Source organism: Pontibacter sp. 13R65, assembly GCF_047525655.1.
Lineage (GTDB): Bacteria > Bacteroidota > Bacteroidia > Cytophagales > Hymenobacteraceae > Pontibacter.
This window is the reverse complement of record NZ_JBLIQL010000007.1, coordinates 178,702-205,698: the sequence shown is the minus strand read 5'-3', so window position 1 is coordinate 205,698 and position 26,997 is coordinate 178,702. Positions and strand designations below refer to the sequence as shown.

Below are 26,997 nucleotides of genomic sequence, written 5' to 3'. Positions count from 1 at the left end.
AGAAGACGTGCAGGGGCAACAGCTGAAGCATGACTTATTTAACTTTCTGGTAATAAGGCTTGTGTTCAAAGTATTTGGTCCAAACTTTTTCCTTTTTTAAAATAAAGGCTGTTCCCACTCCAAATACTGCGGCTGTTGCAATTCCGACCATAGCAAAAAATGGCTTTTCCGGAAGCCGCACGCTTAGCTCTGAGGCAAAGGCGGCATAGAGCCCCAGAACCGAATAGTACATAAACCAAACATGAACGGCTTTGTAATGTTGTGCCAGGTACTTTAAGAACAGCGGTACCATTCCCAAAGCCAACGTTAAGAAACTGACAATAGACATAATGTGAAAAATACCGATTCTTCCTGTCAGGTTCTAGACACCAAGCGCAGAACCACAAACCAATACCTTGGCCACAACATAACTATAGCCAATCGTTGTATGCTTTGTAGTACCTTTTTTCGCAGCAAGCACAAAAGCACCTGAAACCATGGCCAATAAGGCTGTACCCAAATGAAACCAACCTAAATTAGAATTTACAAAGCCATACATTGCGGAACTGTCTTATAATTTATAAGAACTCAAATTTCTAAAATTGGCACAATCTCCGTTTCTAATTTTGCTGTTCTTATTAACTGAACATTATACAGTAATAACTACATTTCCTTTTTTATGTCCTTTGTCAACATACCTGTGAGCCTTTACTATTTGTTCCAGAGGGTAACGTTTGTCTATTACTGATCTTAGTCTTCCTGCCTCGCAGAGTTCTTTAAGAAAGATCAAATCTTCAGCCTTTAACTTAAGATTGTTTGACAAAGCAAGAACATTTAAATAGATCCCTGTCTTTGACAGTTGTTTTTTACGTTTTGAAGGTGCAATCTTGCCTACTGCATCAAAAATGACATCATAAACTTCACTACTTTGTGTAAAATCTTCCTGGGTGTAGTCAATAACCTTATCGGCTCCGAGAGACTTTACCATTTCTAAATTCGTAGTGCTGCATACGCCTGTAACTTCTGCTCCAAAGTACTTGGCGAGCTGTATGGCAAAAGTGCCAACACTGCCAGAGGCGCCATAAATTAATACCTTTTGACCCTTCTGAATATTGGCTTTTCTAAGATTAAGCAAGGCGGTTAATCCACCATTAGAAAGCGGGGCAGCTTCCTCGTAGGACATATTGGTTGGTTTTAATGCAAGCACCCCATTTTCAGGAATACAGCGATACTCGACATAAGCGCCAAATTCAAATTCAGTGGATGCAAAAACAGGATCTCCTACCTTAAACAACGTAACATCTTTTCCGACTGCTTCAATTTCTCCAGCCAGTTCCATTCCAAGTATCTTTTTTCTTGGCCCCTTGAAACCTATCATTATACGCATCATGGGCTTGAAAAAGAAATCTCTGAGAGGTCCTAAGCCAGGCTCTAAACGGCGAACTTTAGTATCTCCTATATGTACAGTTGTAGCCTTTACCTTTATCAGTACCTCATTATTTTTGGGATAAGGCTTTTCGATTTCTTTAAACTCAAGAACCTCCGGTGGTCCATATTTGGAACATACAACTGCTTTCATTTTTCCATATTAAATTTTAATCTATCGAACTAACTGATTTATAGTGAGGCATAATGGATTAGCTAATCTATGCCTTGATGTTGATTAGGTCATGATATGTGAAGCTTTTTTTCTTACTTCTTAACTTGTTTGAGAGCCAGATTAAGACATTATATAAAAGTACCAATCCAAGTCAGGAAAGAATATTTCTAAAACACCCATTGCTATTAGAATCATTGTGAATAGAAACATGAAGCCAATTGTAGCATTGAGATTTTTATCTTCTTTTAAAACTTGTTCAAAACCTCTTGATTTGTCACTCACAGCATAGCTGATAAAGGCTCCTGGATAGCTGAAGAATTTAACAAAGAACACTATCAGCAGTAACTTTATGACGATCCACATATTAGGGCTACTTAGAATTTTGTTGATTTAAGCTACACTTAACTAACAGACAACAGCAATAAACTTACATTTTTTTAACTAAAAATCATATATTCGAAACTAAACACAGGAATATTATATTTAACAAACTGCAAGATATACATCTGGAAATAAACCGGCACAATCCGCATACTCTTAATTCTGCTAATAAAAACTACCTTTAAGAGGCCTAGGCAATCGTCAATCCAACAGGCTTTTATTGTTTATCTCCACCATCAGCTCCCCTGGCATCACAATTTCACTTACCATACAAATTCGCAGGTAATTTGGCTATCTTTGCGCCGGCGCCGGCACAATGTTTTAGGCTGGCTGCTTTACCAATTAACTTTACATTCTGACAACCTGGCTCCGGGCGGCGACAGACATATATTCTTTCGCCAGGTCAGTTACATTATCTGCGGCAACACCTGCAGTAAATGTAGCCGCAAAGGAGCAACCTGATTTATGAAGACTTATCTCCGTATACTACAGTACGCAAGGCCCTATAGCCGATTTGTGCCACTTTATACCATTTTCACTATTCTGGGCATTATTTTCGGCCTTTTTAATTTTGCACTTATCATGCCGTTGCTCAACGTGCTCTTTGGCACCATTGGCGCCGAGGATGCCACGATTATGGTAGCAGAAAAGCCCGAATTTAAAATGTCGGTTGAGTTTATTGCCGATTTCTTTAACTACTACTTTGGGCAGGTTATTCTGGAGCAGGGCAGGCAGGGCGCGCTTGTATTTGTATGCACGGTGCTAATTGCTTCGGTTTTTCTGGCCAACCTCTTCCGCTACCTCGCCTTTAGGGTAATTGGAGCGCTACGGGCACATGTGGTGCAGAAAATGCGGCATGCGGTGTATGAGCGTGTAACCGAACTGCAATTAGGCTACTTCTCTAACGAGCGCAAAGGCGACCTGATGACACGCCTGACCGTGGATATCCAGGAAGTAGAAAACTCGGTGGTAAATACCTTAACTGTAATTGTGCGGGAGCCGATCAGCATTATTGCCTTCTTTGTGGTGCTGTTTACCATGTCGGTAAAATTAACGCTGTTCACCTTGCTTCTGCTACCAATATCGGGTGGTATAATTGCAGGCATTTCGAAGCGCCTAAAACGAAAGGCGCAGCAAGGCCAGGAGTCGCTAAGCTTTATCCTGACAATTATAGACGAAACGCTGAGCGGCATACGGGTTATCAAGGCATTTAATGCAGAGCCTTTTATTCTAAACAAATTCAACGGGCAAAACAATCGCTACGCCGACATTCAACGATCTATAGCCAACAAACGTGACCTGGCATCGCCGCTTTCAGAGTTTTTAGGTGTAACAGTGGTAGCAGGCCTCCTGTACTATGGTGGTATGCTGGTGCTCACACAGCAATCGGAGCTAGGGCCGAGCGAGTTCATTACCTATATTGTGCTCTTTTCGCAGGTACTGGTACCGGCCAAGGCCATGTCTTCGTCGTTTAGCAATATTCAGCGCGGCCTGGTATCGGGGGAGCGGGTGCTTTCTGTTATCGACACAAAACCAACAATAGTAAACAAACAAGGCGCAACAGAGCTAAAATCTTTTGAGCACAACATCGAGTTCCGTAACGTGAACTTTGGCTACGAGCAGAGCCCTGTGTTGCAGGATATTAACATTACCATACCCAAAGGCAAAACGGTGGCGTTGGTGGGGCCGTCGGGTGGCGGCAAGTCTACACTGGCCGACCTAATCCCAAGGTTTTACGATCCGCTCTCTGGCCAGATTCTGATTGATGGGCACGACATGCGCGACTATACCATAGAATCGGTTCGGGACAAAATGGGTGTGGTAACGCAGGAGTCGATTCTGTTTAACGATACCATTTTCAGTAACATTGCTTTTAACAAAACCGATGCAACCGAGGCCGAGGTTATAGCCGCCGCCAAAATTGCCAATGCCCACGAGTTTATTATGCAAACCCCCGACGGCTACCAAACTACTATCGGCGACAGAGGCAGCAAGCTTTCAGGAGGGCAGCGGCAGCGCATCAGCATTGCGCGGGCTATTCTGAAAAACCCGCCCATCCTGATCTTAGACGAAGCCACCTCAGCTCTTGACACCGAGTCGGAGAAGCTGGTACAGGATGCCCTTACCAACCTGATGCGTAACCGCACTTCTATTGTAATTGCGCACCGCCTTAGCACCATTCAGCATGCCGACGAAATACTGGTTTTACAGAAGGGGCGCATTGTTGAACGGGGCACGCACGAGCAGCTCGCCCTTACCGACGGACTCTATGCACGACTGATTCAGTTACAACTGAGCTAGGAGAAAAAGCAGGCATGGGTACCGGCATATAAACCTTGCTAATAAGGGTTTTATACAAAAGTCGTATTTTTTTTATAATTTTATCAAAATTACGATGTTGCACCCAAAACCAGCTTTACCCTATGAAAGCTCTCAAAACTATTCTAGACCTGGTGGTGATTGCCTACGTTTTACTGGTTATGCTGCTCCTAACATCACTATTAGATGCAGCTACCTTCTTTAACCTCTCTACTGAGTCGCAGCTTCATACTCTATATAAAGTCCTATTAACAACCGGTGCTGCCCTTCTGGTGGCCAGGCTGTGCCTGGGATACATTATAGTGGCCGATAAAAAACACCATTTGCACAAGGCACAGTTAAAAATAAACGAACTCAAAGCGGAGCTTTACGAGCGGCGGCAGGCTTACCGGAACAAAAACCACCAACCACTGGAAATGGAAACGTGGCAAACAGCAGAAAACTAAACACCATACATGATCACTACAATTCTGGCAGAGCTTGTGCAGGCACAAAAAACACTGGCCGCCTTTATCGCTGATACAGCTAACACCGCAGCCATAGAACAAGCCGCTGTGCTAATGGCACACTCTATTAAATCGGGTGGAAAAATTTTGTCTTGCGGCAACGGAGGCTCCATGTGCGATGCCATGCACTTTGCTGAGGAGCTCACCGGCCGCTACCGCCACGACCGAAAAGCACTGCCGGCCATTGCTATTGCTGATGCCAGTCACATGAGCTGCGTCAGCAACGACTATGGTTACGATGCTGTTTTCTCGCGCTACGTGGAGGCGCTGGGGCAATCCGGAGATGTATTGCTGGCCATTACCACCAGCGGCAACTCTGGTAATATTCTAAAAGCAGCCGAAGCCGCCCGCGCTAAAGGCATGAAAGTAGTAGGCCTTACCGGAAAAGACGGAGGCAAACTGGCGCCACTCTGCGATGTGGAAATTCGGGTACCACACCAAGGCTACTCCGACCGGGTACAGGAAGTACACATTAAAGTAATTCACATCCTGATCCTGCTCTTAGAGCAACAACTGATTGATTCCCCCCAGGGGCTTTAAACATAAAACAGGCTCCGGAAGGGCATTTTCATTAGAATAATTTGATTGCTGATGACTGAAAGGTTGAATGGCTAAAGAATTAAATGGTTGTTCGAAGAGTACATCTGTTTTTTCTTAAACTTTTAACTCCTTGCTAGTGAAGGGGAGCTAGTATCTAACATCCACAATTTATTCATAGGCCACCTTCATTAGCATAAGCAAACTAATACCCCGACCAGTTTTTGGCTTTTCAACATAAAAAAATTAATCGGCGGCAACTTTTTAGCCGTTGTTTTTGGTTAGAAAACAAATTACACGTTTACAGCTCTTGCCGTTGACTACAAAATGCGGTACTGTGGCTGCCAAAAACAGTACTGGTAGCAGCTATGCCTGCACAGGGAAATTATTTTGATATTAGAACATGCTCATTAAAACATTCGGAAGCGCAGTACAAGGAGTAAACGCATACACTATCACCGTAGAAGTAAACGTAGGAGCTGGAACCAAATACTATGTAGTCGGCTTACCAGACAACGCTATCAAAGAAGGAGAACAGCGTATAGATTCTGCCTTAAAGCAATACGGTTACCGCATGCCCCGGCAAAAGGTGGTAGTAAACATGGCTCCCGCCGACATTCGGAAAGAAGGCTCTGCCTATGACCTGACCATTGCTCTGGGCATACTCGCTTCTTCTGCCCAGATCGAGACAGGCAAGCTCTCCGAATACATTATTATGGGCGAGCTGTCTTTAGATGGGTCGCTCAGGCCTCTGAAAGGAGTACTGCCCATTGCCATACAAGCGCGTAAAGAAGGTTTTAAAGGATTTATTTTGCCGGAGCACAACGCCCGTGAAGCCGCCATTGTAAACAACCTCGAAGTTATTGGTGTTACCAACCTGCAGGAGGCGGTGGAGTTTCTGGATGGCAAGCGCCAGATAGCTCCCACCATCGTAAACACACGCGAAGTATTTGATAGCGCTGTAGACCAATATGCCGCCGACTTTGCCGATGTGCAGGGGCAGGAAAATATTAAAAGAGCCCTGGAAATAGCAGCAGCCGGAGGTCATAACGTGATTATGATTGGCCCGCCCGGAGCTGGCAAAACCATGCTGGCGAAACGCTTGCCCTCCATTCTGCCGCCTCTCTCACTCTTTGAAGCACTAGAGACAACCAAAATTCACTCTGTGGCTGGTAAGTTGGGTACAGCAGCATCGCTGTTGTCTACACGGCCGTTCCGGTCGCCGCACCATACTATTTCAGATGTGGCACTGGTAGGAGGTGGCGGTGTGCCACAACCTGGCGAAATATCGCTTTCGCACAACGGGGTTTTGTTTCTGGACGAATTACCAGAGTTTAAGCGCACCGTGCTGGAAGTAATGCGGCAACCCTTGGAGGAGCGTCGTGTAACTATTTCGCGCGCCAGAACCTCTATAGATTTCCCGGCTAATTTTATGCTGATTGCCAGTATGAACCCCTGTCCGTGCGGTTATTATAATCATCCCGACAAAGAATGTGTGTGCGGCCCGGGCATTGTGCAGCGCTACCTCAACAAAGTGAGCGGCCCCCTGCTCGACCGCATTGACCTGCACGTAGAAGTTACTCCCGTTACTTTCGATGAGATGACCTCAACCCGCAAGTCTGAGGAAAGCAGCACCATTCGTGAACGTGTCGTAACCGCTCGTGAAGTACAGCGCCAGCGGTTCGAAGCTTATGACACCATTCATTCTAACGCCATGATGCCCTCACAAATGGTAAAGGAGATCTGCCAGATAAACGAGGCAGGCAGAACGCTACTTAAAACTGCTATGGAGCGTCTGGGCCTATCGGCCAGGGCTTACGACCGCATACTAAAAGTAAGCAGAACCATTGCAGACCTGGCAAAAAGCGAAGAAATAAAAATTGAACATTTGGCAGAAGCCATACAATACCGCAGCCTTGACAGAGAAGGATGGGCAGGCTAGTTAAACATGCCTTAACAATTTAATAAACATCAATTTACACAAAGCAGCTGCATCAATTGCAGCTGCTTTTTTTGTTTAACTTAAGAAATAGCTTCTTCTGGATCAGCAACCATCAAACTTAAAAAAGATAATATTTTTTATACTTTCCTGGAAACAGCCCGTATTAGGCTAACATCTGGCCAATAAAAAACTTGGCTATTAGTAACCCTAAACCCTAAAGTATTACGATTATGAAAAAGACAATTCTATCTCTTGTATTTGCTTTAGCAACTATAGTTGCAGCACAAGCACAAGGACCACGTATTGGTGTGAGAGCAGGTGCTAACCTCGCCGGATTTGAAGGTAATGACAATGATGCTTTTAAAAGAAGATGGGGCTTCCATGCCGGTTTAACCACCAGCTTTGGCATCATAGATAATTTTTTAACGATTCAGCCAGAAGTACTTTACACGCAAAAAGGAGCTCAGAGCGAAATCGAAATGCTTAAACTGCGCACCAGCTTTATAGAAGTTCCTGTTCTGGGTAGAATTAATGCTGGCCCGCTTTATTTTGAATTAGGCCCACAGGTAGCAGTTCGTATTAGCGAGAAAGCAGAGTGGTCTAATCAAAGCGGATCGTTTATGCTAACGGATGATGATATAAATAGTCTGCGTCGCACCAATATTGGGTATGCAGCAGGTGTTGGTCTTACTGCTACTCCACTGGGCATGAGCCTAGGTGTGCGCTATACTTCAGACTTCTCAAGGGCGTTTGACACAAGCGGAAACAATCCTAATCTTAGGAATTCCGTATTCATGTTAACAGCCGGCTTTGCATTGCCAACCCGTTAACCCGTGACACCCATTAGTACAAAATAAAACTTATTATAGCACCCGCGCCTGAAGGCCGGGTGCTTTTTTTTTCGCCACCTAATTACCAGCTATATTTCTCATAGCCAATATCATATTAAACTATTTCCTACATATTCCAAGTCGCTATATATTCAATATATATATTTTGGCCCGCTTGTTGTTATATTCAATATGAAAGTACGTGTTTAACAAAACAAGGGCAAGGCAGAAAGCAAGAGCTTTATAGAAGAAAAACAATATATATAAATTAATATTTTATTAAATAACTTTGCTATCTCCTGCTCTTAAAAGCACGTATAAAGGTCAACTATAAAACATTTAATGATTATGAAAAAATTATTCCTAGTATGTTCTATTCTGTTTGCTACTGCCACTCTTGCGCAGGCCCAAACAGCGAAATTCGGTATTCGAGGCGGCGCCAATATTTCAAACTTATCGGGTGATTTACAGAATGAGGATCTGTTTAAGAACAAAATTGGTTTTCATGCTGGGGCTACGTTGAACTTTGGTATTGTTGGTGACTTTTTTTCCATTCAGCCAGAGCTATTATATTCTGTTAAGGGCTTTAAATACGATGAAAAAGTGCCTGTACTTTTAGGCGTTGGTAACCCTGGTTACCGCGAAGGTCATGTAAATTACAATTACCTCGACTTACCTATTTTGGCAAGAATAAAAGCTGGTCCACTTTATTTTGAAGCCGGTCCGCAGGTTGCCTACCTGATAGGTGTTAACAACCAGGTAAAAACATACAGCAGCAATGGAACTCTGGTAAGCGAAAGCTCTAGCCAAAGAAGCAAAGAAGGATTATCTGATTTTGAGGCTGGCTACGCAGCTGGTATTGGTTTTGCTTCTAACAATGGCATCAGCTTTGGGTTGCGCTACAATGGCAACTTCAGCGATTTTGTAAAAAATGATGTAAATTTTGGCGGCGATGTGTCAAATGCACGCCACTCAATAATTATGGTTACTGTTGGTTTTACAGTAGGAAACTAATTGTAATTTAGTTCAGTAAAAGGTCAGCTTTACCTTCTGGTAAGGCTGACCTTTTACTTTATAAGTTATTAGGATACAACAACTAAGAGCCTACAAAACTTCAGCTACTCGCTTATGTTGTTGGCAAACATCAGGCAACGACTCAAACTTAAGCTTTAAACTTCTTTCTTATCGCGACACGCGCAACAGCGTCGTGGGTTCTTAACTTTTTTGGGCGAGGTCAGTACAAGAGGGAAGCTATTGACAATGACTACACACCTAACCAGTAAACCACGCACCTATGAAAAAGAAAGTTTTACTCCTGCTGTTGGTACTTAGTCCGATACTGGCAGCACAAGCCCAATACTTCCGGTTTGGCGGAAAAGCCGGTGGTGGAGTTGGCGGAGCTGTTGGCAAGGATGCTCCCTCTGAGCAGATAAACCGCTACGCCAGCGCTCATGTTGGTCTTATTGCCGCTTATGACTTTGTTTCGCCTGTTACGCTGCAATCAGAGCTGCTTTACATAAAAAAAGGATTTACCTATAGCAATTACGAAGCCAACCAAACCGATGCCTACTCCGGCGACTTGCGCCTGAATTACATCCAGCTGCCTTTACTTGTTAAACTTAGAGCAGGCGGCCTTTTTGTAGAGGCAGGCCCTTACGGTAGTTACCTGGTAAGTGTAAATAGCGACGTAAGCAGAATAGACCTTAGCACAGCAGGCAGCGCCTCTCCCGTTATCCTAGGCCAGCAGGGCTTTGATCGGAGCGAGTTTCAATCTTTTGACTATGGCTATGCCATTGGCGGCGGACTAGCCTTCGATAATGGTGTTTTTCTTGGCCTTCGCCACACAGGTGGCCTGCGCTCCTTTTCCAGCCAGGGCCTGAACATGAGAAACTCGGTATTTCAGCTTTCCATAGGTTACCTGTTGCCTGGCATCCTCTAACAACCCTTGGCCTCATGTTGGTTAATAAGCCTGCGGAAGGCCATTTTGATTAGAATAATTTGGTTGATTGTTGAATGGTTAAACTAAAAGTACTTTTTTTATTCTTCAACTCTTAACTCTCCTTATAACAAAAGCGGGGCTGCCTGAGTTTTCAGACAGCCCCGCTTTTGTTACATTGGTTATGGCTAATTGCTTTTGCTCATTTCGGTGTAGTATTGGTAAAACAGTGGTATGGTCTCTATACCCTTTAGGAAGTTGAAAAGGCCAAAGCTCTCGTTTGGCGAGTGGATGGCATCGGTGTCGAGGCCAAAGCCCATGAGCACAGAATCGATGCCCAATACAGATTTAAACATCGCTACAATCGGAATAGAGCCACCACTGCGCACAGGAACAGGTTTTATACCAAAAGCCTCTTCGTATGCTCTGGAAGCTGCCTGGTAAGCTACCGAGTTAGTTGGTGTTACCACTGGCTCTCCTCCATGATGTGGTTTTACAAGCACCTGCACACTAGGGGGAGCTATGCTCATAAAGTGCTTTGTAAACTTCTCCGTAATTTCTTCCGACGATTGGTTGGGCACCAGCCGCATCGAAATTTTAGCATAGGCCTTGGAGGCAATTACGGTTTTAGCACCGTCACCGGTATAACCTCCCCAAATGCCGTTTACATCAAGCGTAGGGCGAATAGAAACGCGCTCTCGGGTGGTATATCCTTTTTCCCCATGCACATCGGACAAGGCCAACGACTGCTTATACTTATCCAGATCAAAAGGTGCACGCCCCATCTCCTGTCGCTCCTCTTCCGATAGTTCCTCTACGTTATCGTAAAAACCAGGAATGGTAATATGGTTGTTCTCATCGTGCAGCGAAGCAATCATCTGGCAAAGAATATTGATTGGGTTGGCAACCGCGCCGCCATAGCTGCCGGAGTGCAGGTCGCGGTTAGGGCCTGTAATTTCTACTTCTACATAGCTCATGCCGCGTAGGCCTGACGTAATAGAGGGAGTGTCGTTGCCGAGCATGCCTGTGTCCGAAATCAAGATAACATCTGCTCTCAGGCGGTCGAGGTTATTTTTCACGAAGGTGCCCAGGTTGCTCGAGCCCACTTCTTCCTCACCCTCTATCATAAACTTAACATTGCAGGGTAGTGCATTGTGCTGCATCATGGTTTCAAACGCCTTTACGTGCATGTACATCTGGCCTTTATCGTCGCAGGCACCACGGGCATATATCTTTTCGTTTTTGATTACCGGCTCAAATGGTGGCGAATGCCACAACTCATACGGGTCGGCGGGCTGCACATCGTAGTGGCCGTAAACCAGCACAGTGGGCAAAGCAGGATCTACTATTTTCTCGCCATACACAATCGGATAGCCAGCCGTTTCGCAAAGTTCTACGTTCTCTGCGCCGGCATCTTCTAACTTTTGTTTCACGAACTCGGCCGTTCTAAGTACATCGGCCTTAAACTTAGGATCGGCACTAACCGAGGGAATACGAAGCATGTCCATCAGTTCGTTCACAAACCTGTCTTTGTTTTCGGAGATATAGTTTTTTAGCATAATCGATTAAGAATTGGATCTTTTTATGAAAAATGCCACCCCCGATTAAAGGGTGGCATTTACTATTTTGTCGGCAAGATGCCGGACGAAGCACTTGTGCAGGCACTTATCTTTTGCGCCCCAATTTAATAGTGGTTTTACTTTCTTCGCCCTGTAGCAAACGGTTAATGTTTTTACGATGAGTGAGCACAACAACGGCAAACAACACGAATCCAAATACTATGAGTACCGGGTTCTCAGGGTTAAAGCGAGGCAGCAGCAACAGGATAGGAAAAGCAAGCGCTGCGATCATGGAACCAAGCGATACATACTTGGAGGTAAAAAGTACGATCATGAAAATAACGATACAAACAAGCGCTACTTCCGGCTGCACAGCCAGCATCATACCTAGCAAGGTTGCTACGCCTTTGCCGCCTTTAAACTTCTCGTACACCGGGAAAATATGACCTAATACGGCCAAACCGCCCAGTATCAACTTAAACGTAATCAGGTTATCTGCTTCAATGGCATTAAACAGGACAAGGAAATTTGCAAGCGAGGCAGCAGCCCAACCTTTGAAGATATCGATAAACATAACGATAGCACCAGGCTTTTTGCCCAATACCCGAAATGTGTTGGTTGCTCCTGAGTTACCGCTACCATGCTGGCGGATGTCAATACCATAATAGGCTTTGCCCAGCCACACCGCCGTACAAATAGCACCAATCAGGTATGCGGCTACAAAAAGCAAAACAAACAGAAGTATATTCATGAATTATAAAATTATAAAACAGCCATAACCATATTATAACTGAAAGGCTTTATTAAAGCCTGCTAGCCTTATACGAAAAGACGTAAATATAGCTAAATCTTAATCTAATCTCCAATATGAGCCCCACTTAAACTTTATACCCAAGTTTCTAGTTCCTGGTTCTAAAAATTTGCTTCTACTCGCATCAAACTACTAAAAATTACTACGCGGAACAAGTACCTCCTACTGCACATAGGCATTGTACCCTTACATAAGTGGAGCCAAAGTCATGTATTAACCTGTTAGGAAACATGACTTTGGCTCCACTTATTACACCCCCTAAAAATTTTATTTCCAGGACTGCTTTTATTTTATGCCGATGCTAAAAAATAGCTTAGGCAAATCTGCAACAGCAGGGTTAGTTGTACTCTTCTTCGTTATACTCTTCTTCTAAAGCGCCTCTTTTGCTCTTTTTCTTCTTCTTATTACTGTCTTCTTCGTCGTAGTCGTAACCTACCGGAGCGGCATTATCGAAAGATCTGGCTGCAGAAGAGAGCTTAAAGTCTTCTTTCCCGTTCAGGTAACTGGTTCTAAAGTAGCTCACAAAATTGGTGCGCTCAGCAGGCTGCGCCACAAAAAAGCCGTAGTTTGTAGCGGTTAGCTCCCGGCTTCCTTTAGACTTAGACCGGATAACCTTGTTGAACTTATCGTCAGATGAATCTATAATAAGGCCGTTGTCTACAAAACTGAAGTAGTACCAGTTGTACACATCTGACTGCAGGTACAGATTGACCACAGGTTTGCCATACTCTTGGCGCACTTCCAAATACCCATCCACCTGTGCGTTAATGTCTTCTTTCAGTATGCCTGCCAAGCTAATTTTGCCTACACTGTGCCAAGCCTTTTTCTCTGCCGACCAATTTAAGTTTACATTGTTTAGCAGCAGACTCCGAACCAGTTTGGAAGAAACAGAAGGCAGCGGAACATGCTTGCTGGTGCTTCGCTCTTTATATTTAAGGGCATCGCGATTATTTAAGAAATCGGCAATTCTGTTAAAGGTTTCTTCATCTGCTGTAACTGCAGCCGGCAAGCCTTCGGCATTTTCTTTCAGCCCTTTGGCCATAATGGCAAGGGCCGGAGCAGGCACATTTAGGTCGAAAGCCATAAAAGCGCTTATCAGGTAGAGGCTGCTGTCTATGTTGGCAGTACCTGCGCCGGTAGCTTCTATTCCAAAGTTTTTAGTTGATTTCAGCAAGTTCAACTTGCCCTTAAAGTTTAACTTGTTCGACTCCGGGTTAAAGCGGAGCACGTTGCCTTCGTAAGAAGCCGGATCGTTTAGAATTTTAGCGTCGCCGATTTCAAACTCATTTTTGTCTTTGTTGTAAGTCAGCAAACCATCAACGGTAAACAGGTCCAGGTCTTCTTCTTCAAGCTTTCTGGAAACAAAGGTTTGATACATATCTGCAGAGCCGGCAGCTAAATGAAGTCCGCTGCGCAAAGGTACTCCATCAGCTGTTTTTGGGTTGGAGAGCGGAATAAGTATTTTTTCGGGGTTCAGAGAATCGCGCTTAAACGGAAACCAGTCTGTATCGGCAGCATCGCCAGAGAAGTTGAGCTTCAGGAAACCATCGAAGTTCATATACTTCTGCGAGGAGTTCATGGCGACTTTACCTTTGTATACGATGCTCGGAAACACAGGGAAAGGACTAGTCTCCCCTACCGTTGCCACAGCAGTAGTAAAAGAAGGCAACTTCTTTTTAGAGTTAGCGGCAACTGGAGCACCATAGGCAAAATCTGAAAAATGCAGTTCGTAAGGAGTGTCTGTTGAGGTTTGGTAGGTATAGCTTGCATCGCCCTTAAATGCGTTACGCGACAGAATACGGATGTTGCCAGCATGCATTTTATGGAACTGGTGCAGGGAATCTGCCATAATGGAAGCATTTTGCAAAGGCTTCATTTCGGCACCTGCTGTAATCTCAATTTTACCGCTATCAGGCACGATGTAAGAATCGGCTACCGCAATATGGGGTACGCCAATAGCCTGTAGTGCATTTTCTTTGAGATCGTATTGCCCGCTGGCAGCCATAAAGCGCAAGCCGACCTGCTCAGGGTGCAAGGAGTAAAATAGGTTGCTGGCACCATCTGTGTTGGCTTTCAAGTTAACTTTTTGCCTGGCAATGTCCCAGGTGCCGCTGCTTAGCGAGGTTTTATACTGCGCCTTAGGAAACTCCAGGCTGGCGGCTCCTTTCTGCACTGTTTCGAAATCGACTAAGCCTTTTGCCAGATTATAGTGTACATGCACCTGCCGCGCATCTAATGCGGGTTTATCTTTGGTATCAGACTTTAAAATGAGCTGCCCGTTTTTAGCCGAAAAGCTGCGCTGGTTAAACAAGAACCTATCAGACAGCAACAGCGATGTTTCGCTATCAAGCTTGCCGCTACCATACAACCCGTAAGGTGTGAGCTTTACCAGGCCTTCTAACAAGAAAGGCTCTTTGTATAACTTCATGGGTTCTGACAAAACACGGAGGTTCATGGTATCAGCTTTTGGCAACCAGCGCATGCTGTAAGCCGCCAAGGTAGCTCCAGGCAAATCTGCGTCTCCGGCTTTAGGTTCAGCTATTGTTACTGCCGTTCCATTGGGAGTGGTAACCGAATCCTGATAAAAAGTATACACAGGTGCCTGGAGGGTAGCAGTAAGGTATTTTAGTTTGCCTTTGCTCTGGAGGCCGCCTGCATTCATTACAATAGAATCGTACACAATGCCTTTGCCTCCAAAAACAGGAATACCGGCAACCGGTGCTTTATGATGAAAGCCCATAGCTCCATCTGGCATCATGACCACTTTGGTTTCGAAGGGAGGCATCATGCCGCCGGAGTGGAACCTGCCTTTGAACCCTACCTCACCACGCCGGGCATTGCTCAGGCTATCTACCTTGAATGGGAACATTTCGAAATACACAGTAGAGTCGTAGGCACCACCTAAAATATCGGGGCTCGAAAAAGAGAGCTGTCCACCTGAAAGCGCGTCGAATTTCGGGTAATCAGATAAATAATCTTTGCCAGATTTGTTGTCTTGCCTGTTTATGTAGAGCTTACCAGAGAACTTTCCACTGCTACCGGGCACAATTTGATTAATGGTTTTAGACTTGCTGTTCTTTTTGGGTTCTTTAGAGTTTAGCGACATGTACTTGAGTTTCTGCAAGTCTATGGAAAACTCATTGTAATCGAACTTAAATTCAGTTCCCTTAAAGGCAAGTTGGTTGGCATGTACTTCGCCGCTAAACTCCATGTCGCGGTTCGAAAGGATGGTGATGGTGCTGCTATCCGGAATGATGTAAATACTGGTGGTATCGCTGGTAAAGAATACTTTTCGCACACCACGCACTTCCAGCCTGTTAGTTTCGAGGTTCAAGGTCGCGTTTCTGCCAGATGGCACAAATGATTTAATAACCAGGTGATCGTAGTCGTGCTTGTGTTGCGAGGCTCCTACATAGTGCCAGGCTTTCTGCTTTAACCTGATGTGGCCGGAGGGTGCATCGTAGTCTATAAACCCTAGTTGCGCCAGCCTAAGGCCAGCATCTCTAAAACCCTCTTCAGGCAGTTTGGTGTACTTGGCTACATCCGACACATTAAACTCATTGGTATTCGCCTTGGTGGCATAGGCAATCAGTGGCTTAAGCGGGTGAAAAGTAGCCACTCCCACCAACTGCTGATACTGGCTGTTTGAAAAATAGGAGGCAGACTCCAGCCTTACCGGCACCAGCATTTTGTTGCTCACCGTCAGAAAGTCGATGTCTGAAGTAGCCAGATTCCAGTGCAGTCTCTCAGCCAGAATTTCCATCTGGTGGTAGTTATCCAGAAAAGGCGTATTACTGTGGGTTCCTTTTTCGCGGGTAAGGGTGAGGCTGTTGGTTGGCCTGGAGTAAACCAGCTGCATGGCAGGGTGCGTGAGCAAGTCTTTACCCTGGTAAATTTCTACAGAGGCACGTGAGGAGGTTAGTAAACTGTCTGAGATCACAAACCCACGCGATTCTGACCTGAACTTTTTGGCACCATTGTGTGATACCGTTATTTCAGAGGTCTTACCATCGAGGCAGCTGCTCCCCAATAGGTTGCCTGCCAACGAGAACCCGCCCCTGTACACCATGTTCTGATCAAGGTTCTTCAGCCTGGCATTATCTGTAAAAGAAATAAACTTTGGGTAACCTGTTTCGCCTTTGCTGCTCCTTTTCAGGCTTTTATACTCAAAAGCTCCTTCTATTGGCTCCTGCAGAATAGCAGAATAAGTTAATGTAGCATCTGGCACCTTATAAGCAGGTGCTGTAATACTAAAGCTGTACTTGCGGAAAATAGCTGAGGCAGGATTTCCGTTTACCTGCCACTCAAAATTGCCGCCTTCGCCTACAAAAAGCTGATGCGCCAGCACCACATGCCCGTTGGTATGTGCAATGGTCACCGAATCGTGAGGAGTAACAAAAGCAAGCGTAATGTTCTCGAGCTTTAGTGCCGGCCCTTCCACTTTAGGCTGCGCCGGAATAAAGCGTTGCTTTGCCTGCAGCGCCTGCTCTTTTTTACTTAAAACCGTTGCCTTTACCGGAGCGGTGCTGATGGTTCCCCAGGGGTCTTCTTCGGCACTTTGAGTAGGCTCCACTTCATCGTCCCATGAAATGTTATCCCACTCCGCGTTGTTGCTGTTTTCTTTGCCTGTTAGCTTGGCTGCTGGCCCTCCTTCGTACTCAAAGCTAAATTTGCCCCCTACTACCCTCAACTTCTGAAACTTGTTCTGAAACAGCAGGCCTGATGATAGGTACAGGCTGCTGGTTGCCAGAAAGCGCTCCAGGTTGGCCATGTCTTCCTGCTTTACGGATTTGGCTACTACCTCCAGCATGTTGTCTAAAGTGCTGCCACGCAGGTTGTGCCTGCTGCTGCCATCGGTGAACATACCAAAAAATTGTTCGAAGTGCGGCCGTGCTCGCATTTTCTTTTTATACATCTGCTGCGAGATGCTTACAATTTCCTGCTGCTGCCGCGAGGTTAACCTGCCGCTGTTCCAGAGTTCCTCTAGATTGGTGGCAAGGGTTTGGGCATTAGGTCCTTTTCCGTTAAGCAACAGGGCTTTTGCATCAGCAACAAACTCAGCAGGGTTTTCAGACAACTTCGACTGGGCCAGCGCCTGCCCAGAAAAAACAGAAAGTAAGAAGCAAAAGAAGGGGAGTAAGGATTGTTTCATGAGGGGGTAGGTTAGATAGCCTGGAAAATGGCGGAAACCCAGTTATTTTTTTCCCGGTGAGATTGATAAGTCAGGCCGAGTGCCACTGCCCTTTCGCGAATCTTGGAAAGGTCTTCTGTGTAAAAGCCGCTCAGCACCAACCAGCCTTGCGGTACCAGTACTGCTTTGTAAGCGGGCATATTGTCTAACAGCACGTTGCGGTTTATATTCGCCAGAATAATATCAAAAGGTTTCTCTCCGGCTATCTGCTCTGCGCCACCAAGTCTTACATCTATCTGGCAGGCATTGAGTTCGGCATTTTCGCGGGCATTCTCTACAGTCCAGTCTTCTATGTCTACGGCCACTAAGTCGGTGGCTCCCAGTTGGGCGGCTGCAATAGCCAATATGCCGGTGCCGCAGCCCATGTCCAGTACACGTTTGCCAGTGTGGCTCAGGGTAAGCTGGTTCTCGATCATGAGAGTAGTGGTTTCGTGGTGCCCGGTGCCAAACGACATTTTCGGATTAATGACGATATCGTATACCGCTGCTTCCGGCCGCTCATGAAAAGAAGCTCTTACCGATACCTGCCCGGCAATAAAGAGCGGCTCAAAATTACGCTCCCACTCCTCGTTCCAGTTCTGCCGCTCAATTGTCTGTACCTTGTATGTTACCTGCACCATGCTGCTATAGCGCTCCAGCACCTCGTCCAGCGCCTGCTGTTCAAACAATTCTTCGTTTATGTAGGCACAGAAACCATTTTCTGTTTCCACAAAGGCATCGAAGCCTAATTCTCCAAATTCGGCAATGAGTATGTCCGCAAATTCGGAGTTAACTTGTAAGTCTACTTCTACAAAATCCATGAAATTAATATTATGCCGCTCAATGTGTATGAGCAGGTAAAGGTATTGAGTAACACTATTCTGTCTGCTGAAATGGAAAGCACCTGCGTACAAGGCATCTGCCTGTGCAAAATTAATCCAAATATAATTATATATACCAATAATAGTAGCAAACCGCTACCTGTTTTTAGGTATGTTAAAGTTTTTATAATACTTGAGCTTTCCTTACCGAAACCGGGTTCTCCGGCTCATTCCCAATAACTAAATGCCCTTATACCGGGAAGTACAAAAAAGCCTCCGGAAGGGCATTTTTATTAGCAGAATTGGAGCATACAGCCTGCCTACTGCCGATCTATGTTGGTATCATTTCTGAAATTCTCAGCTAGTATGCTTTGCTTGCAGCAAGGCATTAAAAAAGCCCTGCTCGTTTCTGAGCAGGGCTTTTTTAATTGCTGTAACTGATATTAAAAAGACTTGATAATGTCGGTAAAGTCTCTTGATTTAAGCGAAGCACCTCCTATCAGGCCACCGTCTACATCTGCTTGTGAAAACAGCTCTTTTGCATTGCCTGGGTTTGCACTGCCGCCGTAAAGAATGGTGCAGTTAAAAGCCGCTTCAGCATCGAACATGCGCGAAAGTTGCTCTCTTATGTATGCGTGCATCTCCTGCGCCTGCTGGCTGCTGGCGGTACGGCCTGTGCCAATTGCCCAGATTGGCTCGTAAGCAATCACAATCTGGTCAAACTCTTCGTTGCTCAGGTACGACACGCTGTCTTTCAGCTGCTGCCCCACATACTCAAAATGGCGGTCGGCATCGCGTTCTTCCAGAGGCTCGCCACAGCAGAAAATCGGCTTAATGCCTTGCGCAAGAGCAGCTTTCATTTTTTTGTAAAGTGTTTGGGCATCTTCGTGGTGGTACTGGCGACGTTCGCTGTGGCCTACCAGCACATACTCCACTCCTACCGACTTGAGCATGGCTGCCGATACCTCACCGGTATAGGCACCACTTTCGTGCTCGCTCACGTTCTGAGCCGCCAGGAGCAGGTTGCCATTGCCTTGTGCCAACTTGCCTACGCTCTGCAGGTAAGGGAAAGGAGGCGTTACGATTACGGTCACATCGCCGCGACCTTCGTCTTGCAGCATGTTATCAATTTCTGATACCAGCGACAAGGCTTCCTCGTATGTTTTATTCATTTTCCAGTTACCTGCAACAATTTTCTTTCTCATAACTTATACTGTGTTGGTTAACGATTGATCTAGTGTTTAGCAACTTCCGTTGCAGTGTTGGCAATTTAGCAATTTATTCGGGCAAGACTTAAACCCCGGCAACTTTTGGCAAAAAGACACTGGACTCGCGCCACAGAACCCTACTACTTCGCCCGGCAAATTACCAGCGTGCGCCTCTCTTCACATATCATCTGCACTGCTTTCGCTCTTTATTTTCCTTTAGCCGACAGTGCTTCCTGCCGCACGAGTTGCGTGAACAGCCTGTCCAGCGTTTGCTGCGGCTCTGCACACAGGCCCGGGTGCACTGCCGATGTTTGTACTACGGTGCTGCGGGTGGCAGTTAGCCAGCGGAAGCGTGAGGCAATAGGCAACTTGCCAATAGGACCACCCTCGGCACCTCCTTTGCAAATTCGTACGAAAGCCTGAAGCCGCTCCTCCAGTTCCTGCACATCCAATTCAGCAGAAAAAGCCCGGAGTCGCTCTTCATTTAATGCGTAGCGCGTTTGCAGAAAGCCTTTGGAGGAGCAGTACACAATTACGCCCACATTTATAAACTCTTCGCGCTCTACACAGGGCACCACACGGATTACAGCGTACTCAAATAAGTGTCTCTCTTGCATCTTGGGCTGCTTTTATAAAAATGTCTGAATGGGCAACGCGTGTTTCCAGGTAATGTGCGTAGGCTTTGCGGTGTTCGCTGGCCGTTTCGAATGGCGAATCGCTGGTGAGCAGCCACTCGTCGGGTATAAGTGCTACAATGTCTTGTATGCGTTCGGGGGTTATGGCAGCCCGGGCTGCTGCATCGGCCGCTTCAAGCTCCGTGGCCTGAGGCAGCAGCACATGGTCTTTTATCAGCACAAAGGGCCGCTTGCCTTGCTCCTCCAGGTTCTGCCACGAATGATGAAAGTAAAAGGAGGCGCCATGGTCAATGAGCCACAGCTCTTTGTGCCAGATCAGCATGTTCGTGTTACGGGGCGTGCGGTCTACATTCATCACCAAGCAGTCGAGCCACACAATCTTAGAGGCCAGCGTAGCATCTATGGTGGTTACCAGAGAGTCGTAGGTGATGGCGCCGGTAAGATAGTGCAGCGCCAGGTTAAGTCCTCCACTTGCCTGTAGCAGGTCCTGAATTTCTTCGTCGGGTTCGGTGCGGCCAAAAGCGGCATCCACTTCAATAAAAACAATCTCCGGCACCTTTAGCCCCAGTGCACGCGCCAGTTCTCCGGCAATAAGCTCCGCGATAAGTGCTTTTACTCCCTGACCGGCTCCTCTAAATTTTACTACATATAGAAAATCGTCGTCGGCCTCTACAATGGCTGGCAAAGAGCCGCCTTCGCGCAAGGGCGTAACGTAGCGCGTCATGGTCACGGTTCTAAGTTCGGGAGGACTATAGGTCATACGTATACAAGCTTTTGTAAAGTTAAATTCTGCTAATGAAAATGGCCTTCCAGAGGGGTTTGGGAGATTTTAGATGCTAGACTTTAGATGCTAGACTTTTTTCTAAAACTGGTTTCTGATAGTGCTCCAACTTTTACCAGACGCTCGCAGGAGCTGCGAGGTTCTTGCCATTCTTTTGCCAATCAACCAATTAACAACCAACCTCAGATAATTCTAATGAAAACGACCTTCCGGAGGCTTATAATGCTGCTTTGGCCGCCTGGCAAGCAAGAGGTAAAACAGCACTATAAGCTATCCTAAAGGCAGGTTTTCCAGAAAAACTTACAGTTTATCTTTCAAGAATCGGGCCGTATGGTTTCCGTCGAGCTTTGCCATATCTTCCGGGGTTCCTTCGAACAGCAGGTGCCCTCCGTTGGTACCGCCTTCCGGGCCTAAGTCTATAAGCCAGTCGGCCGACTTTACAATGTCCATGTTATGCTCAATGATGACCACGGTATTACCATTCTCGATGAGTGCGTTCATGGAGGTGAGTAGCTTGCTGATATCGTGGAAATGAAGTCCGGTGCTTGGCTCGTCAAAAATAAACAGAATGTTTTTATTGAACTGGGTAGCGCCTTTGGTCAGGAACGAAGCCAGCTTTACGCGCTGCGCCTCTCCACCAGACAAAGTATTGCTCGACTGCCCCAACCGAATATAGCCTAGCCCCACATCGTTAAGCGGTTTCAGACGTTCCAGTATCTTCTGCTGATCGGCAAAAAACTCCAGGCTGTCGGCAATGGTCATATCCAGCACCTCCGAAATGTTCTTGTCGTTGTGTTTAATATCGAGCACATCTTGCTTAAAGCGCTGGCCATGGCAACTGTCGCAGGTCAGGTAGATATCGGCCATAAACTGCATCTCTATTTTCACCTGGCCTTCGCCCTGGCACACTTCGCAACGGCCACCTTCTATGTTGAAAGAGAAATGCGACGGCTTAAAGCCTCGTGCTTTCGCTAAAGGCTGGTCGGCATACAGGGTCCGGATGGCATCATACGCTTTTACATAAGTTACAGGGTTGGACCGCGACGATTTGCCTATCGGGTTCTGGTCTACAAACTCTACGTGCTCTATTTTGCTGTAGTCGCCCTGCAGTTTATCGTGTTTACCTGTTGCCTCGGAAGTAGTACCATTCAGTTTCTGCATAGCCGGGTACAAAATTTTCTTTACTAGTGTAGATTTGCCGGAGCCGCTCACTCCTGTCACCACCGTCATTACCTCCAGCGGAAATTTAACGGTTAGGTTTTTCAGGTTGTTTTCGCGGGCACCCACAATTTCTACGTAGTTGCGCCACTTACGCCGCTGCGCCGGCACAGGCAGCTCCATTTTGCCGCTCAGGTATTGGCCTGTGTAGGTTTCGGCGGTCGCAATCATTTCTTCAAAGGTGCCCTGGAACATCAGGTTGCCGCCACCAGAACCAGCCTCCGGACCAATATCAATGAGCTGATCAGCGGCTTTCATCATCTCTTCCTCGTGCTCCACCACAATAACCGTGTTGCCAATCTGCTGCAACGAGCGCAGCACGCCAATGAGTTGTTCGGCATCTTTAGGGTGCAGGCCAATGCTTGGTTCATCCAGAATATACATAGAGCCCACCAAAGCACTTCCCAGAGAAGTGGCCAGATTAATACGCTGGCTTTCGCCTCCTGAGAGGGTATTGGAGAGGCGGTTGAGGGTAAGGTAACCCAGCCCCACCCGCACCAGGTAGCCCAGGCGGTTGGTTACCTCCACAGCCAAGCGCTCGGCTATGTTGCGTTCGTGCTCCGAGAGCTGCAGGTTCTCGAAAAAGGTAAGCACCTCCGTAATGGGGAGCAGCACCAGGTCGGTAATGCTTTTGCCGCCTATTTTTACATAGCTGGCATCTTTCCGCAGGCGCGAGCCACGGCACTCAGGGCAGGTGGTGCGGCCTCGGTAACGCGATTGCATTACGCGGTACTGGATCTTGTGCGACTGCGACTGAATGTGTTTGAAAAAGTCGTTGAGGCCTTCGAAGTACTTATTGCCGGTCCAGAGCAGTTCCTGCTCCTCAGGGCTCAGCTCGTTGTAAGGCCGGTGAATAGGAAAATCAAAACGGATACCATTTTTGATCAGAGGCTGCAGCCATTCATTCATTTTATCGGAACGCCAGGGCGCAATAGCTCCCTCATACACCGTTAAGCTTTTATCCGGAATAACCAGGTCAGGATCTATGCCGAGCACACTACCAAAACCTTCGCAGGTCTGGCAGGCGCCGTAGGGGTTGTTAAAGCTGAAGAAGTTAACAGTTGGCTCCTCGAACACAATGCCGTCCAGCTCAAACTTGTCAGAAAATACCCTTACCACGTCGCCATGCATTACACGACATTCGCCGTGGCCCTCAAAAAAGGCCGTTTGCACAGAGTCAGCAATCCGAAACTGCAGGTCCTCGTCTTCTTTGTAAATAACGGCACGGTCTATTAGAATGTATACCTCATTGCCAAGGTCTGGCAAGTCCCCTAGCAGCTCTTCAATAAAATACACTTGCCCCTGGGCGTAGATGCGGGAGTAACCTTTTTGCAGCAACAGATCCAGCTCTTTTACAAGCGGGCGCTCTACCTGCAGTTGCAGCGGAGCCAGAATCAGAACCCGGGCTTCGTTTTCGAGGCTGAAAATAAAATCCACTACATCGGTTACCGTGTCTTTCTGCACCACCTCCCCCGATACAGGCGAGTATGTTTTGCCAATGCGGGCGTAGAGCAGCTTTAGGTAATCGTAGATTTCGGTATTGGTGCCAACAGTGGAGCGGTTGTTTTTAATGCTCACCTTCTGCTCAATGGCAATGGCCGGGCTAATGCCTTTAATGTAATCTACGTCAGGTTTATCCATGCGGCCCAGGAACTGGCGGGCATAGGAGCTAAGGCTCTCCACGTACATGCGCTGCCCCTCGGCATAAAGCGTGTCGAAAGCCAGCGATGACTTGCCGGAACCCGAGAGGCCGGTGATCACAATAAATTTATTGCGCGGAATAGCCACGCTCAGGTCTTTCAGGTTATGGACTCTGGCCCCTTTTATAATAATATTATTCCGGGGGTCGAGCGTATCGATATTTTGTTCAGAATTGTTTGCCATACAGCCAGGTGAGCCATGCTTTGAATGGCACAGGAGCCATTTAAAACCGAAGCCCAAAACTTAATTTGTTTAATTTGCAAAGGTACAAATACTTAACCTGATTTAGAAGGTCCTGGTTACAGTTGCCGCTGCTTTTGCTCAAACAGTGACTGTTCTTCTACATAAACGTCAGCATAGCACATGGCTGCTGCGCCCAGTACTGGTAATAACCTGCTTACGCATTATTCTGTTGCCATATTTACCGCTGCCGGATTTACTTTTTTTGTTTGATTTAGTAACTTAGCCTAGGCAGTTGGCAAATTTTTACAGCTGTCTGGCACTTTCACCCGTATGGATTTAGTAAATAATGTTTAAACCAAACCATCATTAACAAATTATATTTATGGGAAAAGGAGATAAAAAATCGAAGAAAGGTAAAATAGCAAAAGGAAGCTATGGCAACAGCAGACCACGCCAGGCTAACAAAAAAACAGAAGCTCCTAAAAAAGAAGCTACAGCCTAACTACCTGATACAAAAGCATAAACAGAAAGGCGTTGTTCCAACTTTAGGAGCAACGCCTTTCTGTTTTAAGAATACTGGCAACTGCAGGAACAGTAACACGAGCTGTACCGCGCTCTTGTATTACCACTTACTGTCATATCCAAAGCAGAGTACGGCAGTGTCCTAAAACAAATTTGCATATTCCAATAAATTAGTTAACTTTAGTAAAAGTGCTTCCTGTAAAATATACCGATGAGCAGGTAAAGTGGTCAGGCTTTTGTTCTTAATATCTGTGAAAGTTATAGAAGCACCCTATATAGTCAGACCTATAAGAGAATTTAGAGAAAAAAGGAAGCAAAGGACAAGATCAATATTTAACAAAAACTCACAAAAAACGCCTTTTGTTTCCTAAAAGAGCACCTATAAATAACAATTATTTGTTTTTTATTAAATTATTAATGGAATAAATTAATTATTATTAAAATATTATCTTCGTATAAATGTTATTGAATTTTGAAACACACATTCAAAATAAAAAGTATAAAACATTAAAAAGGGCCTATATACCCAACCTGAAATTAGCTTCTTTGGCCTAGCCAGATAGTAGTACCAGGCCTGCTTGCAACAGTAAACATAGTGGTGGACGCACCAACCTATAGCTTATAATTTATGGCCGGCTAATCCCATCTGGATACAAAAACCAGAGAAGAAGAGTATTGTCTAATTATTAACCTAAACGCTGACATTAAATGAATCAACTGGACATCAGAAGTTTGTTGGAGAGCATTGAGAGAAAGGTGTACCAGCAAGAAATCACGACAGATGACGCGGTTACAAAGCTGATTAATTCTGAAATAGCAAACGCTATAAACCTAAAATACACAGCAGAGAGCAACCATACAACAGAGGCTCTTCGCCAGGTAAACTGCACAACATTAGAGTGCTACCTCAATCACTTGAAAGCCCTTGAGCAGAAACTGCAGAAGCCAAACGACATTACGGCACAATGCAAACCTGTAGAAGAACGCGAAATTAATCGTAGATTATTGCTGATCCTTAACCGCCTGAAGGGCTATAGCAGAAAGTAAGGACATACACTGTAAATAACAACCAGCTCCTTTGCAGGCCGATAAACCGGCAGTTGCGAAGGAGCTTTATTTTTGCACCCTGCTACCTCCCCTCAGCCAAAATAAAGTAAAAAACCTCCGGAAGGCCAAATTCATTAGCAAGATTTGGCTGCTTTAAGTAATTGGTAAGGTTATTGCGCGGGTAAAACTAGAGCTAAAGGTAAAAAGCCAGGATAGTGCAGCGGCAGGCAACTGTAGTTAAAACAGAATGTTTTCATCATAACATACTGTTTATTCCAGAACAATGATTTGCTCATGCTAAATCATCGGTAACGCTACCTTTAGAGCACATAGTACCTTTGCTATAGAATCTTTTTATTCAGAAGCTTGAGCAACATTTGCACAAACTAAAACCTTTACTTATATTTGATTTACCCTTCAAAAAATAGTTTATTAATACAAACGCTCACAATATGATATAAAGCTTTACGTTAAACATAATGTAGCTTTTACGATGAATACAACTACCCAGCTAAGCGACTCCGCATTGGTAACGCTTTACATCGCAGGTACAGAAAATGCGTTTGAACAGTTAGTAAACAGACACAAAAACAAAGTATATACTACGATTTATTTGATCGTTAAAGACTCGTATACCGCCGAAGACCTGTTGCAGGATACTTTCATTAAAGCTATTCACACCATGAAAAGCGGCCGGTACAACGAAGAGGGAAAATTCTCGTCCTGGATATGCCGTATTGCCCATAACTTGGCCATCGACTACTTCCGGAAAGAGAAGCGAAGCCCAATGATCACCCTGGAAGACGGGAGCAACGTGTTTAATAATCTGTCGTTTGCAGAAGACTCCGCAGAGTCGCTGCAAATACGGGAAGACACCCATACCCGCCTGCGCGAGCTGATCCAGACGCTGCCACAAGCGCAGCGCGAAGTGCTCATGATGCGGCATTATGCTGACATGAGCTTTCAGGAGATTGCCGAGGCTACTGGGGTGAGCATAAACACTGCCTTAGGTCGTATGCGCTATGCGCTTATAAACCTGAGGAAAAAGATGCTAAACCAAAGTATCACTTATGATAAAAACCTCTACTCAGAATGAGCTAATCCAGTACGTTTATAATGAATTGGCAGATGATGCCTGTGAGCAACTGGAATTGGCCTTAATGCAAGACAGTGAGCTGGCTGAGAGCTGCTCTGATCTGTTAATGGTACACCACCTGCTTACAGGTTTTACTAAAATACCGCACGAAAGAGCAGTTAACAACATCCTGAATTACTCAAAAAGCTTAAGTTTGCAGTCTTAACGACTGTAAA

At 45.7% G+C, this 26,997-nt stretch carries 22 protein-coding genes; 11 read left to right on the top strand and 11 right to left on the bottom strand.

Annotated elements, in window-relative coordinates; genetic code table 11:
• Window positions 1-34 precede the first annotated feature (34 nt).
• From ACMA1I_RS11300 to ACMA1I_RS11290, 3 genes are all read right to left on the bottom strand, one after another.
• A complete protein-coding gene (locus ACMA1I_RS11300; protein WP_337068438.1) occupies window positions 35-328 on the bottom strand; it encodes a hypothetical protein in 294 nt (97 codons plus the stop codon).
• 33 nt (window positions 329-361) lie between these two features.
• On the bottom strand, window positions 362-538 hold the full coding sequence (locus ACMA1I_RS11295) for a hypothetical protein (protein ID WP_337068437.1): 177 nt from the start codon (window positions 536-538) through the stop codon (window positions 362-364).
• A gap of 90 nt (window positions 539-628) precedes the next feature.
• A complete protein-coding gene (locus ACMA1I_RS11290) occupies window positions 629-1,558 on the bottom strand; it encodes an NAD(P)-dependent alcohol dehydrogenase (protein ID WP_337068436.1) in 930 nt (309 codons plus the stop codon).
• Between the two features lie 867 nt (window positions 1,559-2,425).
• Here ACMA1I_RS11290 and ACMA1I_RS11285 point away from each other — a divergent pair.
• From ACMA1I_RS11285 to ACMA1I_RS11255, 7 genes are all read left to right on the top strand, one after another.
• The gene (locus ACMA1I_RS11285) at window positions 2,426-4,261 is read left to right on the top strand and encodes an ABC transporter ATP-binding protein (protein ID WP_337068435.1); all 1,836 of its coding nucleotides are present in this window, start codon (window positions 2,426-2,428) and stop codon (window positions 4,259-4,261) included.
• 122 nt (window positions 4,262-4,383) lie between these two features.
• Window positions 4,384-4,725, top strand: a complete 342-nt coding sequence (locus tag ACMA1I_RS11280) for a hypothetical protein (protein ID WP_337068434.1) — start codon at window positions 4,384-4,386, stop codon at window positions 4,723-4,725.
• A gap of 9 nt (window positions 4,726-4,734) precedes the next feature.
• Window positions 4,735-5,325, top strand: coding sequence for a D-sedoheptulose 7-phosphate isomerase (gene lpcA, locus ACMA1I_RS11275; RefSeq protein ID WP_337068433.1), 591 nt, complete (start codon window positions 4,735-4,737; stop codon window positions 5,323-5,325).
• A 400-nt stretch (window positions 5,326-5,725) separates the two neighbouring features.
• The gene (locus tag ACMA1I_RS11270) at window positions 5,726-7,264 is read left to right on the top strand and encodes a YifB family Mg chelatase-like AAA ATPase (RefSeq protein WP_337068432.1); all 1,539 of its coding nucleotides are present in this window, start codon (window positions 5,726-5,728) and stop codon (window positions 7,262-7,264) included.
• Between the two features lie 230 nt (window positions 7,265-7,494).
• Window positions 7,495-8,094 carry a porin family protein gene (locus ACMA1I_RS11265; RefSeq protein WP_337068431.1) on the top strand — a complete coding sequence of 200 codons (600 nt, stop codon included), beginning with the start codon at window positions 7,495-7,497 and terminating at the stop codon, window positions 8,092-8,094.
• 348 nt (window positions 8,095-8,442) lie between these two features.
• Window positions 8,443-9,108: a porin family protein gene (locus ACMA1I_RS11260; RefSeq protein ID WP_337068430.1), complete on the top strand. Its 666-nt coding sequence runs from the start codon at window positions 8,443-8,445 to the stop codon at window positions 9,106-9,108.
• A gap of 280 nt (window positions 9,109-9,388) precedes the next feature.
• The gene (locus tag ACMA1I_RS11255) at window positions 9,389-10,033 is read left to right on the top strand and encodes a porin family protein (protein ID WP_337068429.1); all 645 of its coding nucleotides are present in this window, start codon (window positions 9,389-9,391) and stop codon (window positions 10,031-10,033) included.
• Window positions 10,034-10,218: 185 nt separating this feature from the next.
• On the opposite strand, the gene ACMA1I_RS11250 is transcribed toward ACMA1I_RS11255, so the two are convergent.
• From ACMA1I_RS11250 to uvrA, 8 genes are all read right to left on the bottom strand, one after another.
• Window positions 10,219-11,589 carry a dipeptidase gene (locus ACMA1I_RS11250; RefSeq protein WP_337068428.1) on the bottom strand — a complete coding sequence of 457 codons (1,371 nt, stop codon included), beginning with the start codon at window positions 11,587-11,589 and terminating at the stop codon, window positions 10,219-10,221.
• A 106-nt stretch (window positions 11,590-11,695) separates the two neighbouring features.
• Entirely contained in the window at window positions 11,696-12,340 is a 645-nt protein-coding gene (plsY, locus tag ACMA1I_RS11245; protein ID WP_337068427.1) for a glycerol-3-phosphate 1-O-acyltransferase PlsY, read from the bottom strand.
• A gap of 397 nt (window positions 12,341-12,737) precedes the next feature.
• Window positions 12,738-17,552, bottom strand: coding sequence for a hypothetical protein (locus tag ACMA1I_RS11240; RefSeq protein WP_337068426.1), 4,815 nt, complete (start codon window positions 17,550-17,552; stop codon window positions 12,738-12,740).
• An 11-nt stretch (window positions 17,553-17,563) separates the two neighbouring features.
• Entirely contained in the window at window positions 17,564-18,391 is an 828-nt protein-coding gene (gene prmA, locus ACMA1I_RS11235; protein ID WP_337068425.1) for a 50S ribosomal protein L11 methyltransferase, read from the bottom strand.
• 443 nt (window positions 18,392-18,834) lie between these two features.
• On the bottom strand, window positions 18,835-19,596 hold the full coding sequence (gene tpiA, locus ACMA1I_RS11230; RefSeq protein ID WP_337068424.1) for a triose-phosphate isomerase: 762 nt from the start codon (window positions 19,594-19,596) through the stop codon (window positions 18,835-18,837).
• Window positions 19,597-19,805: 209 nt separating this feature from the next.
• On the bottom strand, window positions 19,806-20,216 hold the full coding sequence (locus tag ACMA1I_RS11225) for a DUF3037 domain-containing protein (protein ID WP_337068423.1): 411 nt from the start codon (window positions 20,214-20,216) through the stop codon (window positions 19,806-19,808).
• The gene (locus ACMA1I_RS11220; RefSeq protein WP_337068422.1) at window positions 20,194-20,994 is read right to left on the bottom strand and encodes a HipA family kinase; all 801 of its coding nucleotides are present in this window, start codon (window positions 20,992-20,994) and stop codon (window positions 20,194-20,196) included. The genes ACMA1I_RS11225 and ACMA1I_RS11220 overlap by 23 nt, the downstream gene beginning before the upstream one ends.
• A gap of 321 nt (window positions 20,995-21,315) precedes the next feature.
• A complete protein-coding gene (gene uvrA, locus ACMA1I_RS11215; protein ID WP_337068421.1) occupies window positions 21,316-24,117 on the bottom strand; it encodes an excinuclease ABC subunit UvrA in 2,802 nt (933 codons plus the stop codon).
• 382 nt (window positions 24,118-24,499) lie between these two features.
• Here uvrA and ACMA1I_RS11210 point away from each other — a divergent pair, with 382 nt between their 5' ends.
• The 4 genes from ACMA1I_RS11210 (at window position 24,500) to ACMA1I_RS11195 (ending at window position 26,987) form a co-directional block, all read left to right on the top strand.
• Window positions 24,500-24,619 (top strand): 30S ribosomal protein THX, encoded by a 120-nt coding sequence (locus tag ACMA1I_RS11210; RefSeq protein WP_337068419.1) that lies wholly within the window; start codon window positions 24,500-24,502, stop codon window positions 24,617-24,619.
• A gap of 728 nt (window positions 24,620-25,347) precedes the next feature.
• Window positions 25,348-25,686, top strand: coding sequence for a hypothetical protein (locus ACMA1I_RS11205; RefSeq protein ID WP_337068418.1), 339 nt, complete (start codon window positions 25,348-25,350; stop codon window positions 25,684-25,686).
• Between the two features lie 493 nt (window positions 25,687-26,179).
• Complete coding sequence (locus ACMA1I_RS11200; protein ID WP_337068417.1) at window positions 26,180-26,782, top strand: RNA polymerase sigma factor; 603 nt, start codon at window positions 26,180-26,182, stop codon at window positions 26,780-26,782.
• Entirely contained in the window at window positions 26,757-26,987 is a 231-nt protein-coding gene (locus ACMA1I_RS11195; protein ID WP_337068416.1) for a hypothetical protein, read from the top strand. The genes ACMA1I_RS11200 and ACMA1I_RS11195 overlap by 26 nt, the downstream gene beginning before the upstream one ends.
• Window positions 26,988-26,997 lie beyond the last annotated feature (10 nt).

Coding starts and splice junctions, on each gene's coding strand:
- ACMA1I_RS11300 (WP_337068438.1), bottom strand. CDS start 328: ATGTCTATTGTCAGTTTCTTAACGTTGGCTTTGGGAATGGTACCGCTG.
- ACMA1I_RS11295 (WP_337068437.1), bottom strand. CDS start 538: ATGTATGGCTTTGTAAATTCTAATTTAGGTTGGTTTCATTTGGGTACA.
- ACMA1I_RS11290 (WP_337068436.1), bottom strand. CDS start 1,558: ATGAAAGCAGTTGTATGTTCCAAATATGGACCACCGGAGGTTCTTGAG.
- ACMA1I_RS11285 (WP_337068435.1), top strand. CDS start 2,426: ATGAAGACTTATCTCCGTATACTACAGTACGCAAGGCCCTATAGCCGA.
- ACMA1I_RS11280 (WP_337068434.1), top strand. CDS start 4,384: ATGAAAGCTCTCAAAACTATTCTAGACCTGGTGGTGATTGCCTACGTT.
- lpcA (WP_337068433.1), top strand. CDS start 4,735: ATGATCACTACAATTCTGGCAGAGCTTGTGCAGGCACAAAAAACACTG.
- ACMA1I_RS11270 (WP_337068432.1), top strand. CDS start 5,726: ATGCTCATTAAAACATTCGGAAGCGCAGTACAAGGAGTAAACGCATAC.
- ACMA1I_RS11265 (WP_337068431.1), top strand. CDS start 7,495: ATGAAAAAGACAATTCTATCTCTTGTATTTGCTTTAGCAACTATAGTT.
- ACMA1I_RS11260 (WP_337068430.1), top strand. CDS start 8,443: ATGAAAAAATTATTCCTAGTATGTTCTATTCTGTTTGCTACTGCCACT.
- ACMA1I_RS11255 (WP_337068429.1), top strand. CDS start 9,389: ATGAAAAAGAAAGTTTTACTCCTGCTGTTGGTACTTAGTCCGATACTG.
- ACMA1I_RS11250 (WP_337068428.1), bottom strand. CDS start 11,589: ATGCTAAAAAACTATATCTCCGAAAACAAAGACAGGTTTGTGAACGAA.
- plsY (WP_337068427.1), bottom strand. CDS start 12,340: ATGAATATACTTCTGTTTGTTTTGCTTTTTGTAGCCGCATACCTGATT.
- ACMA1I_RS11240 (WP_337068426.1), bottom strand. CDS start 17,552: ATGAAACAATCCTTACTCCCCTTCTTTTGCTTCTTACTTTCTGTTTTT.
- prmA (WP_337068425.1), bottom strand. CDS start 18,391: ATGGATTTTGTAGAAGTAGACTTACAAGTTAACTCCGAATTTGCGGAC.
- tpiA (WP_337068424.1), bottom strand. CDS start 19,596: ATGAGAAAGAAAATTGTTGCAGGTAACTGGAAAATGAATAAAACATAC.
- ACMA1I_RS11225 (WP_337068423.1), bottom strand. CDS start 20,216: ATGCAAGAGAGACACTTATTTGAGTACGCTGTAATCCGTGTGGTGCCC.
- ACMA1I_RS11220 (WP_337068422.1), bottom strand. CDS start 20,994: ATGACCTATAGTCCTCCCGAACTTAGAACCGTGACCATGACGCGCTAC.
- uvrA (WP_337068421.1), bottom strand. CDS start 24,117: ATGGCAAACAATTCTGAACAAAATATCGATACGCTCGACCCCCGGAAT.
- ACMA1I_RS11210 (WP_337068419.1), top strand. CDS start 24,500: ATGGGAAAAGGAGATAAAAAATCGAAGAAAGGTAAAATAGCAAAAGGA.
- ACMA1I_RS11205 (WP_337068418.1), top strand. CDS start 25,348: ATGAATCAACTGGACATCAGAAGTTTGTTGGAGAGCATTGAGAGAAAG.
- ACMA1I_RS11200 (WP_337068417.1), top strand. CDS start 26,180: ATGAATACAACTACCCAGCTAAGCGACTCCGCATTGGTAACGCTTTAC.
- ACMA1I_RS11195 (WP_337068416.1), top strand. CDS start 26,757: ATGATAAAAACCTCTACTCAGAATGAGCTAATCCAGTACGTTTATAAT.